Source organism: Pseudochrobactrum mosebachae (assembly GCF_048914685.1).
GTDB lineage: Bacteria > Pseudomonadota > Alphaproteobacteria > Rhizobiales > Rhizobiaceae > Pseudochrobactrum.
In genome coordinates, this window is the sequence record NZ_CP128408.1 from 2,453,687 (window position 1) to 2,466,325 (window position 12,639).

At 51.8% G+C, this 12,639-nt stretch carries 7 protein-coding genes; 3 read left to right on the forward strand and 4 right to left on the reverse strand.

Annotated features, from left to right (window positions below):
* The first annotated feature begins 202 nt into the window (after positions 1-202).
* Positions 203-5,719: an alpha-2-macroglobulin family protein gene (locus MP213Fo_RS11225; RefSeq protein ID WP_421089091.1), complete on the forward strand. Its 5,517-nt coding sequence runs from the start codon at positions 203-205 to the stop codon at positions 5,717-5,719.
* 70 nt (positions 5,720-5,789) lie between these two features.
* Here the strand turns inward: MP213Fo_RS11225 and MP213Fo_RS11230 are convergent, their stop codons facing one another.
* From MP213Fo_RS11230 to MP213Fo_RS11240, 3 genes are all read right to left on the reverse strand, one after another.
* Positions 5,790-7,193: a coniferyl aldehyde dehydrogenase gene (locus MP213Fo_RS11230; RefSeq protein ID WP_421089092.1), complete on the reverse strand. Its 1,404-nt coding sequence runs from the start codon at positions 7,191-7,193 to the stop codon at positions 5,790-5,792.
* Positions 7,190-7,912, reverse strand: coding sequence for a lysoplasmalogenase (locus tag MP213Fo_RS11235; protein ID WP_421089093.1), 723 nt, complete (start codon positions 7,910-7,912; stop codon positions 7,190-7,192). The genes MP213Fo_RS11230 and MP213Fo_RS11235 overlap by 4 nt, the downstream gene beginning before the upstream one ends.
* An 81-nt stretch (positions 7,913-7,993) precedes the next feature.
* The gene (locus MP213Fo_RS11240; protein ID WP_421089094.1) at positions 7,994-8,698 is read right to left on the reverse strand and encodes a TetR/AcrR family transcriptional regulator; all 705 of its coding nucleotides are present in this window, start codon (positions 8,696-8,698) and stop codon (positions 7,994-7,996) included.
* Positions 8,699-8,844: 146 nt separating this feature from the next.
* Between MP213Fo_RS11240 and MP213Fo_RS11245 the strand changes: the two genes are divergently transcribed.
* Positions 8,845-10,020, forward strand: a complete 1,176-nt coding sequence (locus tag MP213Fo_RS11245) for an HlyD family secretion protein (protein ID WP_421089095.1) — start codon at positions 8,845-8,847, stop codon at positions 10,018-10,020.
* Between the two features lie 11 nt (positions 10,021-10,031).
* A complete protein-coding gene (locus MP213Fo_RS11250; protein ID WP_421089096.1) occupies positions 10,032-11,615 on the forward strand; it encodes a DHA2 family efflux MFS transporter permease subunit in 1,584 nt (527 codons plus the stop codon).
* Positions 11,616-11,684: 69 nt separating this feature from the next.
* Here MP213Fo_RS11250 and MP213Fo_RS11255 read toward each other — a convergent pair whose 3' ends face one another.
* Positions 11,685-12,590 carry a DMT family transporter gene (locus MP213Fo_RS11255; protein ID WP_421089097.1) on the reverse strand — a complete coding sequence of 302 codons (906 nt, stop codon included), beginning with the start codon at positions 12,588-12,590 and terminating at the stop codon, positions 11,685-11,687.
* Between the last annotated feature and the right edge of the window lie 49 nt (positions 12,591-12,639).

Consider the following 12,639-nt stretch of genomic DNA (forward strand, 5'->3'; position numbering starts at 1 on the left):
CTTAAAGGCGAATTTTCTGTTTAGAATAAAATATGCCGGTGGTCATCCGAAATATATTTTTGACCGTAACAAGTGGTATTTTAAAACATTTTATATTTTACGAAACACTTATGTTCCTTTTTCCTGCCACTATAGCTGGCTTGACAACAACGCTCGGGCAGGTTTCATGCTGTTTCAGAGATTCATTGACCGGAGAATGCCGATGTCGATCTTCGCCGCCTTTACTGGCCGTGCCGCTTTTGCCGGCCTTGTATTGTCTGCAGCGCTTGCGCTAACGGCTCAGCCGGTTTTTGCGCAATCTGCGCAGAGCGGCACAAGACAAATCGAGCTCAGTCAGAATGGTGATTATCAGGGCTTTGATCTGCGCACGCAGAAAGATGTCAGCCTTGATCAATGTCAGGACATTTGTCTGGAAGATGCACAATGCCGTGCTTTTACATATAATGTGAAAGCCAAATGGTGTTTTCTTAAATCTGATTATCGTCAGCTGAATGCTTTTGAGGGGGCGGTTGCGGGGAAGGTCGTGGATATTGCGGCCAAAGCGGATATTGGTGCGCCTGCACCACTCAGTTTTGTGCCTGCCAGTGTGCTGGATGAAGCACGCAGCTATCGTAACCTGCTGAACAATGCTGCTGCACCGGATGGTGCTGCTGCTGCTTTATTGCGTAATGCACAAAAGACACTTGCCTCAGGCAATAGCGCAGCTGCCGTGATTGATTTCGCTAAAATTGTGCCGCTTGATAAAGACAATAATGCTTTATGGCAGGGGTTGAGCGACGCCACGCTGGCGGCTGCAGGCTCGGATGGCAGTACATGGCAGCTTAAACGCGCGGCGACGTCTTCTGCTGTGGTGGCTTATCAGCTCAGCCGCACTGTCGCAGACCGTGCGCAGGCTTTAACCAATCTTGCCAAAGCGCTGGAAATCCGTGAGAATTTCCGCCCCGCTATCGACACTTATAAAGCGAGCCTTGCGTTGCAGAGCTCAGCCGCGGTCAGTTCGGCTTATGAGGAGTTACGCGCGCGCAAAGGCTTTCGTGTTCTCGATAATACAGTCGACAGCGATAGTGCCAATCCGCGGGTTTGTGTTCAGTTTTCTGAAAGCCTGATCAAAAGCGGCATTGATTACACGTCTTTTGTCACGGTTGATGATGCTGCACCAAAAGGTATGGAAGCCAAAGACCGGCAGATCTGTATTGAAGGTTTGCAGCATGGTAAAAATTACAGGATCGGCCTGCGCTCCGGTTTGCCTGCAGCCATAGGTGAAATGATTGAAGCGCCGGTTGCGCTTAATGTTTATGTGCGTGATCGTGCACCGACTGTGCGTTTTAACGGCGATGCCTTTGTGCTGCCAAGTACGATGCGCCGCGGTATTCCGGTTGTCAGCATCAATGTTAAAACAATCGATATCGAGCTTTATCGTGTTGGCGAACGTGCACTGACCCAATCGATGAACGGTGTCAGTTTCTTTGGCCAGCTCGATGGCTATGCCACATCACAAATTGTCAGCTCGCTTGGTGAAAAAGTTTATACCGGCAAGCTCGATGTTGAAAGCGAGCTCAACAAAGAAGTCGTATCCGCATTTCCTGTTGATGAAGCGCTGCCGCAGCGCAAGCCCGGCATTTATATTATGACTGCCAAGGCTGAAGGTGACCAGTCGGAAGAATGGACTTCGCAGGCGACACAATGGTTTCTGGTTTCCGATACCGGCCTTGCGACATTTGCCGGTGAGGATGGTTTGAATGTTTTTGCCCGTTCATTGGCAACTGCCAAACCAATGAGTGGCGTTGAACTGCAATTGCTGGCGGCTAATAATGAAGTGCTGGGCACGGCAAAAACCGATGATCAGGGCCGCGCTACATTCACTGCCGGTTTGATGCGTGGCACAGCAGCAATGGCACCGGCCATTCTGACCGCACGCTCCAAAGGCGATGACAGCGGTGAGGATTATGTGTTTCTTGATATGAAGCGCGCCGGTTTTGACCTTTCTGATCGCGGTGTTACAGGGCGGCCTGCGCCGGGCGCACTGGATGTATATAGTTGGACAGAGCGCGGCATTTACCGCACCGGTGAAACTGTGCATGCTGCAGCTTTGCTGCGCGACAGCGCTGCCAAGGCCGTTGAAAATCTGCCGCTAACCTTCTCTTTCCTGCGGCCTGACGGTGTGGAAGACCGCGCCATTGTCAGCACATCACAGGCTGCCGGTGGCCATGCGGTTGAACTGCCGCTTGCTGATAATGCAATGCGCGGCACATGGACATTGCGGGTGTTGAGTGATCCCAAAGCCTCGCCACTGTCTGAAAAGCAGTTTCTGGTTGAGGATTTTGTGCCGGACCGTACAGAGTTTGATTTAAGCTCTGATGTGAAAGAAATCAGCGCCGGAGAGCCGGCAATTGTGAAGGTTGACGGGCGTTATCTCTATGGTGCGCCGGCAGCAGGGCTTACTCTTGAAGGTGAGATTAATCTTCGCCCGACGCGCACATGGGAGCTGTTTCCGAAATATGTTTTCGGACTTGCCGATGAAGACCAGCCGGAAGATACACGCTTACCGCTCGATGATCTGCCGCCACTGAATGCGAAGGGTCAAGCAGAAATTCCGGTGATGTTGAATGATCTGCCGGTCACCACGCAGCGCCTTAATGCAGATATTGTTGTGCGTATGCGCGAGGGTGGCGGACGTGCGGTTGAACGCAAGCTGGTTCTGCCGGTTGCCGCACAAAGTGCCATGATCGGTATCAAGCCCGAGTTTGACAGTGATAATCTGCCTGAGGGTAGCAATGCGCAATTCTCAGTGATTATGACCGATGCCAATGGCAAGCGTATTGATGAAGCAGGGCTCGAATATGCGCTGATTAAAGTTGAGCGTAACTATCAGTGGTATCGCAGCGGCAGTTCATGGAATTATGAGCCGGTGACCTACACTAAAAAGGTTGCGGATGGCACAATTGATGTGGGTGCAGAGGCTGCCGGTGCTATTCAGGTGCCTGTGCAGTGGGGCCAATATCGTCTTGAGGTTACTACATCTGATCCGGATGGCCCGCAGTCCAGCATTGAGTTTGATGCCGGATGGTATGTGGAGGCGCGCTCCACGGAAACACCGGACGGGCTGGAAGTGGCACTGGATAAGGATGTTTACAAAGACGGTGAAACTGCAAAACTCAAGATTTCGCCGCGCTTTGCCGGTGAGCTGCTGGTGACTGTTGGTGCTGACAGCCTGCTGATGACCAAAGTGGTTTCTGTGCCGGCTGAAGGTCTTGAGGTTGATATACCGGTGAGCGGAGACTGGGGTGCAGGTGCCTATATTACTGCCAGTCTTTACCGGCCTGGCGAGGCGCAGGAAACCCGCATGCCTGCACGTGCTATCGGTATCCGCTGGCTGGCGGTTGATCCGGCAGAGCGCAAGCTTGCAGTGCGTATTGAAGCGCCTGAAAAAACAGAGCCGCGCCAGAATTTAACTATTCCGGTCTCAATTGGCGGTCTCAATGCCGGTGATCAGGCTTATGTAATGATCTCGGCGGTTGATGTTGGTATTCTCAATCTCACCAATCACAAACCGGCTGATCCTGCCGGCTGGTATTTTGGCCAGCGTCAGCTGGGGCTTGAAATCCGCGACCTTTACGGCCGACTGATTGATGGTTCACTTGGCACGATGGGGCGGCTGCGCACCGGTGGCGACGGTGCCCAAATGGCTGTTGAAGGCTCGCCGCCAACCGAAAAGCTGGTTGCATTTTTCGCAGGCCCCGTTGAGGTTGGCACGGATGGCAAAGCCAGCGTGAGCTTTGATATTCCGCAATTTAACGGCACTGCCCGTATCAGCGCGGTTGCATGGACAAAAACCGCCGTGGGCAATGCACAATCTGATGTGATTATCCGTGATCCGGTGGTGATTACTGCGGCCTTGCCTAAATTTATGGCGCCTGATGATCAGGCACAATTGCGGCTTGATATCGCCAATACCGACGGGCCTGCCGGTAAATATACGGTCAGTGTTGCCAGTACCGGACTGGTATCTGTGTCCCAGCCGCAGGGCGATGCTCAAATTACACTGGAACAGGGGCAGAAAACAGCTCTGACCCTGCCATTGCAGGCCGAACAGGCCGGTATTGCAGAATTGACTGTGCAGCTGACCCATGAAAGCGGGCTGACTATTGCGCAGGATCTTATTCTGCCGGTACGGGCAGCGTCTTTACCGGAAACCACGCGTAAAGCTGTTTCGCTCGCAGCCGTTAACGGTTCGCTGGTGATTGATAAGCAGTTGCTTGCCGATCAGCGTATGGATGGCGCATCAGTCAGTATCAATGTTTCCAATGCCGCGGGTTTTGATATTCCGGCTCTGCTAACATCGCTTGATCGCTATCCTTATGGCTGCACTGAGCAAACGGCTTCGCGTGCCATGCCGTTGCTCTATATGAGCGAGCTTGCCAAACAGGCAGGAATGGCCACACAGGATACAGAAGCAGAACTGCGTGAGCGTATTCAGGCCGCGATCTATAAAGTGCTGAACAATCAGTCGTCTTCAGGCAGCTTTGGCTTGTGGTCGCCGGATAGCGGTGATCTGTGGCTTGATGCCTATGTCGCTGATTTTCTGACCCGCGCCCGTGAGCAGAATTATACCGTGCCGCAGCAATCAATGGTGATGGCGCTGGATAATCTGCAAAATGCTCTGGCCTATGATGTGTCGGTGAAAGATAACGGCAATGCGATTGCTTATGCTTTCTATGTGCTGTCGCGTAACCGCCGCGCTTCGATTGCTGATTTGCGTTATTATGCGGATACCAAGCTGGAAGATTTTGCCTCGCCGCTGGCACGGGCGCAGATTGGTGCCAGCCTTGCCCTTTATGGGGATGGCCAGCGATCTGAAACCGCTTTTGGCTCGGCTTTACGCCTGGCCGTTGAAGGCAACAGTTCCTTAAGTCGCACGGATTATGGATCGGATCTGCGTGACGGAGCCGCTATTCTGGCGCTTGCTGCGGAAAGCCGTCCGGTATCAGCGATCGTGCCGCAACTGACCAAGCTGGTTGGAAATCTGAGCAGCTCTGCTCGCTATACCAGCACGCAGGAACAGGCATGGCTGTTGCTTGCAGCGCGTGCATTGAAGGATGAAGATGCCAATCTGATGCTGGAGCTGAATGGTGAAGCACGCCAAGGCACTTTGTCTGAACGCATCAGCGGTGAAGCGCTGAGTACCGCACCGGTAACCGTCAGCAATACAGGTGAGCGACCGGTAACTGCGGTCATCACTACGGTTGCAACACCGGTTGAGACACCACCGGCGGGTGGTGATGGCTTCACGATTGCGCGCAGCTATTATACGATGGATGGTGCGGAAACCAATGTGTCACAAGCGCAGCAAAATGAGCGTTATGTTGTGGTGCTTAAAGTATCGGAAACCAATAATTGGGATTCGCGCGTGCTGGTAACTGATCTGCTGCCTGCCGGATTTGAAATTGATAATCCGCGAATTGTGAACAGTGCTGATTTGAGCAATTTCGGCTGGCTGGGTGAAACAGCTGTTGCACATAGCGAGTTCCGTAGTGACCGCTTTGTCGCGGCGTTTAACAGCAGTGGCGGTAATGCACGTGAATACACGGTTGCGTATATTGTACGGGCGGTAACGCCAGGCGTCTATGCGCATCCGGCACCATTTGTGGAGGATATGTATCGTCCGCAATTCTTCGCCCGCGGTGCTGCGGGGCAGATGGAAGTGCAGGCCGCTAAATAATTCGGCTGTAATATGTGTTCATTAATAAATGCTGCAATAAAATGCCGCCTGAATTTTCAGGCGGCGTTTTTTATCGTGTCAGAAAGCGGATGATAAAATCGGCCAGCCTGCCATAGGGCGGGCGCAGCAAATCTGTTGAGGCAGGGCTGTATTTATGTAGCACCGGCATGGCTTTGGAAAATGTCCGGAAGCCCTCAACCCCGTGATACTGCCCCATACCACTGGCACCCACACCACCAAAAGGTAAATCTGCGCAGGCAAACTGATAGAGCGTATCATTGATACACACGCCGCCAGCAACAATGCGCGATAATGCGGCTTCAATCTCTGCTTGAGACTTGCTGAAACAATATAAGGCCAGCGGACGATCGCGGGCAGTTATATATTGTATTGCTTCTTCATAGGTTTGATAGGTTTTAACCGGCAGGAGCGGACCGAATATCTCTTCCTGCATGATCAGGCTGTCATTGTCGGGGTTCAGCACCAATGTGGGGGGCAGGACACGTTGCGCACGGGATTGTTGTAAATCGCTTTGCGAAAACAGGGGCATTGCCTGATGCCCGCGCAGGCTGGCATCATCCAGTAAGCCGATCAGGCGTTGATATTGGGCATCATTAATAATGGCCGTATAATCTGCCGGATTATCCATCTGGCTGTAGCGTTTGGTAATTTGTGTTTTTGCCTCGGTTATGAAGCTTTCAAACAGGTTGTCAGGCAGCAAAACATAGTCAGGCGCAATGCAGGTTTGTCCGGCATTAAAGAACTTTCCGGTCAGGATACGGCTTGTCGCCTGTATAATATCCGCATCAGGGGCAATCAGGGCAGGGGATTTACCACCGAGCTCCAATGTAACCGGCGTGAGGTTTTGCGCGGCTGCTGCCATGACCTTTTTGGCCACATTGCCGGAACCGGTGAAGAATAAATGATCAAAAGGCAAAGCAGAAAATGCGGCGGCAATATCAGCACCGCCCTGCGCAATGCTAACGCGGCTGTCAGGAAAAACCTCTGCGAGTAACCGTGTTAAATAAGCATTGGTATGCGGCGTATGTTCGGACGGTTTGAGATAGACATGATTACCCGCTGCAATGGCTGTTACCAAGGGCGCCAATGACAAATTAACCGGATAGTTCCACGGCGATAAAATGCCGATAACACCCAGCGGTACAAAACGGATTTCAGCTTTTGCAGGCCAGAACTGCCAACCGGCTTTGCGCCGTTGCGGCTTAATCCAGCGCTTTAAATTACTAAGGCACAGGTCAATTTCTTTCAGCACAATCATGGCTTCAGCCAGCATGCTTTCATGGAGAGAACGATGGCCAAAATCACGTGAAATTGCCTCTGCCATTTCAGGCAGGCTTTTTTTGAAGGCGGCACGAAGACGTTTTAAATCTGCGCGGCGCTGATGTTGATCAGGCCGGTTTTGCTGCCATGCGGTACGCAATGCGTTGAATGTTGAGGTGAGTTGTTCAGTCATGGAACGCGCCTTATCACAGATCGGGCAAAGCACCATTGCGCGGTATAATAGGTGCCGAGTACCCATAAAGAATTAAACGGAATGTCGAACCGAAAGCGCCCATAGGCAAGAATACTATCACTGATGACAAAGAAAATACCGCCAAGTGCTGCGACATTGGCAGGTTTTAATAGTGATTGCGTGGTGCTCTTGGAGGAAAGGTGAAGCGCACGGCTGAGCGCTTGCGCTGCCATCACAGCGAGAATGACAGCATAAATTGTCACCGGTATATGCATGCCGGCGGGCAGGCTCTGCCAAAGCCCGATGATGATCAGAAAGGCTACGATTGCAAAGCCGGCGAAGACCAGTGGCTTCTCAGCCAATCTGCTATCGCGCGTTAATGCGTAAATATAGGCGCAGTGGGTGAGCAAAAAACAGATTAGTCCAGCCAGAAAATAATCTTGCGGCAACATCAGGAAGATGTCGCCGCCGATGGCAAAGGCCAGCCCCCATGCAATGGCATTACGATATGGCACAGAGACAGGATTGCTGGTGGATAAGACCAGATACAGCAAAAAAGCGGTGGCGGTCGGTTTGGTAAAATAATGCATCCAGCGCCAGTGAGGGTCGATATAGGCGGCAAGCAGCGCACCGGTAATCGCTGCAAGTGCAAGGATTACATAAATCAGATCAGCCTTAGTGCAATGACCGTGCCGTGTGCAACGCATGAAGGATAACATAGGCCGGCTCCCGCTTTGTTGATCTTTCTCGCAGAGTAGCGCAAATCAAGCGGGTATCAAGGTGATATAAACTTGGCCTAATCAGCCGGAGTTGTGGTTATGTTCGCGCTTATATTGCTCGGTACCATAGGCTGCGAAAAACATATTCACTGCCGATTCAACATTATAGCGGATCTGATCTTCTGTCGGCTCATCCGGCATAAATGCAAACAGCCGCTGGCGATAACTGCCGGCGAGAAATAATTCTGCCAGTTGATAGACGGCATGCTGCATATCCGGCACTTGTATATGGCCTTCGTTTTCCAGCATCTCCAGATAGGCCAGCATAATCGTGAGCCCGCGGCGGGGGCCGCGTTCATAAAAACGCACGCCGATTTCAGGTTTGCGTTCCGTTACACCGAGAATGGTACGCTGGGCGCTGATAACCATGTCGGATGTCACCAGCTTTACCAAGGCTGTGCCATAGGCAATCAGGCTCTCGCGGCTGGATAATGCGCCGCCGTTAATCATTGAGACTTGCGCAAACAGCCGTGTTCGGTGTTGCTCGCATAATTGCTCAAACAGCTCGTCTTTGCTCTCAAAATAGACATAGATTGTGCTTTTAGACACGCCCGCTTCACGGGTGATATCATTCATACTGGCGGCATCAAAACCCATAGACATAAAAACACGCTGTGCACCATCAAGAATTTGCTGCCGCTTCACCGGATCTTGCCCGGCGCTATGGCGTGTATTCGGGGAGAGTGCATGGGCTGCTGGATCAGGAGGCCGTTTGCTGTCTGGCATGCTTTGATTTGGTCCGCTCATAAATAAGTGAATGCTGATAAATCCATTTCGAACCGATCAGTACGATTGGCAATTGATATGCCGCCGATCTTGCTTTATGTCAATGTCGAACTGATCGGTTTCATGAATGACAGAAAGTCGCGCCAATGTCTGCTCTTAAGCCTGTTGCGAAATTAACACCGCTGACTATTTCGCAAGCTGAAGAAAATAATCATGCTGATAATCCTGAAGAATTGGCGGCTGAAGCAGATGTCGCAGTGGCTAAGCCATCACGCAAGCGCTTCATTCTGGCTGGCTTGCTGATTGCTGCACTCGCTGGTGGTGCCTATTACGGTTATGAGTGGTGGACGACTGGACGGTTTATGGTTTCTACCGATGATGCCTATATTCACGGTGATATCATGGCGATGTCGCCTAAAGTAACAGGCTATATTGATGATGTGCTGGTGAGCGCCAATAGTCAGGTGAAGGCCGGTGATGCGGTTTTTCAGCTGGATAAAGGCGATTACCAGATCGCTCTGGAAGAAAAGCAGGCGGCATTGGTAACATTGCAGCAAACACTCGCGCGGATAGATGCGCAAGCGCTTGCCGCTGATGCCGCTTTGCAGCAGGCGCGTGCTTCGCAGCAATCTTCTGCAGCCGTGCTTACCAATGCACAAACCACCAAAGTACGGATGACAAAGCTGCATGATACCAAATTTGTATCGCAGTCAGAGCTTGATCGTGCCGACACAGCTTTGATGCAGGCTCAAGCGGCGGATGCCAATGCTACTGCCCAGATTAGTGCCGCACAAGCCAATATCGGTGTTTTGAAAGCGCAGTATAATGAGGCCTCCAGCCAGATCCGCAGCCTTGAACTGGCGCGGGATAAGGCTGAACGTGATCTGTCCTTCACCACTTTGCGTGCACCGTTTGACGGCGTTATCGGTAATTTGAGCGGTAAAAAAGGTGATCTGGTTAGTGCAGGCCAGCGCATTGCGGCTCTGGTGCCGGTCAATGCCTTGTATATTGATGCGAATTTTAAAGAGACGCAGCTCAAAAATCTGCATGGTGGTGAAACAGTGTATTTTAGCGTTGATGCGCTGGGCGGAGAGAAGTTCGAGGGCAAGCTTGCCTCGCTGGCGCCTGCTTCAGGCGCCGTATTTTCGTTGTTGCCGCCTGAAAATGCCACGGGCAATTTTACTAAGGTCGTGCAGCGTGTGCCGGTGCGTATAAGCATTCCGGCTGCGGCATTAGCAACCGGCAAGTTACGTGCCGGACTGAGTGTTATTGTGGATGTGGATACCCGCACCGCGCCGCTTAAAACAACAGCAGCAGAATAGGCCACGCAGCTATGGCCGCTTCAGCAACACGAGCACTGCCAGCGGGGACTGCCACTGACGAGCGGATTGATCCGAAAAAAGCCTTTGCTTTTCTGGCAATGGTGTTCGGTATGTTTATGGCGATTTTGGATATCCAGATCGTCTCGGCATCACTGGCAGAAATTCAGGCCGGGCTTGGTGCCAGCTCGGATGAAATTTCATGGGTGCAGACATCCTATCTGATCGCCGAGGTGATTATGATCCCGCTGTCGGGCTTTCTCGGGCGGCTGGTGTCAACGCGGGTGTTGTTTACCGTTTCTGCCGCCGGTTTTACTGCGGCGAGTGTGTTATGTGCTACGGCTACGAATATCGAGCAGATGATCGTCTACCGCGCGATACAGGGCTTTATCGGCGGCGGTATGATCCCAAGTGTTTTTGCGGCTGCTTTCACGATTTTCCCACCGTCAAAACGCTCGATTGTTTCGCCGATTGTCGGTTTGGTTGCTACATTAGCGCCAACCATCGGGCCAACGATCGGCGGTTATCTTTCGCACACTTTTTCATGGCACTGGTTGTTTTTGGTCAATGTTATTCCGGGCATTATGGTGGCGGTTGCCGCATGGAACCTGATTGATTTTGACAAGGGTGATAAGTCTCTGTTGTCCAAATTTGATTGGTGGGGACTGGCAGGGATGGCCGCATTTCTGGGTTCACTGGAATTTGTGCTTGAAGAGGGGCCGCGTAATGACTGGTTTCAGGACAATACTATTCTGATAATGACAATTGTGCTGGTGACTGGGGCGGTGATGTTCTTTTATCGGGCCTTTACCGCAGAGGAGCCGATTGTTGATCTGAGTGCATTCAGTAATGTCAATTTTGCGCTTGGCTCTGCTTTCTCCTTCATCATGGGGGTGGGGCTTTATGGTCTGACCTATCTCTATCCGCTCTATCTGGGCAGCATCCGTGGCTATGATGCGCTGATGATCGGTAAAGCCTTGTTTGTCAGTGGGCTGGCGATGTTTATGGCAGCACCTTTGGCCGGATTTTTGTCAACGCGGATGGACCCGCGCCTGATGATGATGATCGGATTTATCGGCTTTGCTGCCGGTACATGGCAGATGACGGGCCTGACCGCTGACTGGGATTTTTATGAGCTATTGCTGCCGCAAATTCTGCGGGGCAGTTCGATGATGCTGTGTATGGTGCCGATTAACAATCTGGCGCTTGGCACATTACCGCCGTCGCATATCAAGAATGCATCCGGCCTGTTTAATTTGATGCGCAATCTCGGCGGGGCAATCGGCTTGGCGGTTATCAATACGGTACTGATGCGCCGCTCAGATCTGCATTATGCACAATTGTCGGAGTATCTGAACTGGGGCAATCATGAAGCACAGGAAATGCTGGCCAGTCTGACCGCAAAATATAATGCGGCCGGTCTTGATGGTGCGCAGATTGCACTGGTCAAATTATCGGGCATGGTGCGCCAGCAGGCGACACTGATGTCATTTATTGATGTATTTATGATCCTGACAATATTGTTTGTATCGCTGGCATTTTTTGCTGTGATGATGCGTAAGCCCGGTGATGTGCCAAAAGAAGCCGCAGGACATTAAACTGAGATAACAAAAAACGGCGGGTGACCCGCCGTTTTTATGAATGACTTATGGATTTAATATTGGGCTTTATATCGATCTTCCGCTGTCCTGCCGCATCAGATAGAGAGAAGCACCAACAATCAGCAGGGCGCCGGGCCAGAAATTAATGCTCGGTGTGGCAGCAAAAACGATCCAGCCGAGAATAACATTGATCGGCAGTTTCAGATCATCAAACGGTTGCAGATAAACGGCATCAGCTGCAGAATAGGCTGAGATTTGGAAATATTGCGCCATCGCAGTGAGAATGCCGATGGTGAGCAAAATCAGCCAGATTTCGTTGAGCGGTGCTGCAATTTCAGGCATGCCGATACCGGATGCCAGCCACAATGCGGCATTGATCGGGGTGAGCAGCACCAGCATATAGACTGAAATACTGGCCGGTGTTTCAAAGCTGGTGAGATATTTAGTCATCACCGAATAGCCAGCCCATAATGCGGCGGCCAGAATAGGCAGTAGCGAATAGACCGTGTAGGTCTCAGACCACGGGGCGATGATGATCAATGCGCCGATAAAGCCTGCCAGCGTTGTGAATAACCGTGTTTTTGTCACCACTTCATGCAGGAATAATCTTGCGCAAATAATGACGAAAAACGGTGAGGTCATCGACAGCGCAATCACTTGCCAGATAGGTACATGGGTGAGGGCGAAAATCCATACCTGCACACCTGCCGCGGCCAGACCGACACGCATAATATGCAGGCCGAGATGGTTGGTGCGCAGTGCTTTGGTGCCCTCACGGATCAGCAATGGTAAAGTGAGCACCAGCGCAATAACATATTGCCAGAAGGCGATGATGACCGAGGGGATGCCGGTGCGCGTGCCTGCCCATTGGGTGGCTACATTAACGCCGGCATAAGCCACACAGGCCGCGACCATCAGGCCGGCGCCGCGCAGGCTTGGCTTTAGTGTTTGAACAGAGGCAATTGGGCTCAACGTTTTCTTCCTGTCTCGTAAGCCTGTTACCTCAGGGTTTGCGAAATGC

Excerpts from the sequence above, each read along its gene's own strand:
- MP213Fo_RS11225 (WP_421089091.1), top strand. The coding sequence starts at position 203 with ATGTCGATCTTCGCCGCCTTTACTGGCCGTGCCGCTTTTGCCGGCCTT.
- MP213Fo_RS11230 (WP_421089092.1), bottom strand. The coding sequence starts at position 7,193 with ATGACTGAACAACTCACCTCAACATTCAACGCATTGCGTACCGCATGG.
- MP213Fo_RS11235 (WP_421089093.1), bottom strand. The coding sequence starts at position 7,912 with ATGTTATCCTTCATGCGTTGCACACGGCACGGTCATTGCACTAAGGCT.
- MP213Fo_RS11240 (WP_421089094.1), bottom strand. The coding sequence starts at position 8,698 with ATGCCAGACAGCAAACGGCCTCCTGATCCAGCAGCCCATGCACTCTCC.
- MP213Fo_RS11245 (WP_421089095.1), top strand. The coding sequence starts at position 8,845 with ATGTCTGCTCTTAAGCCTGTTGCGAAATTAACACCGCTGACTATTTCG.
- MP213Fo_RS11250 (WP_421089096.1), top strand. The coding sequence starts at position 10,032 with ATGGCCGCTTCAGCAACACGAGCACTGCCAGCGGGGACTGCCACTGAC.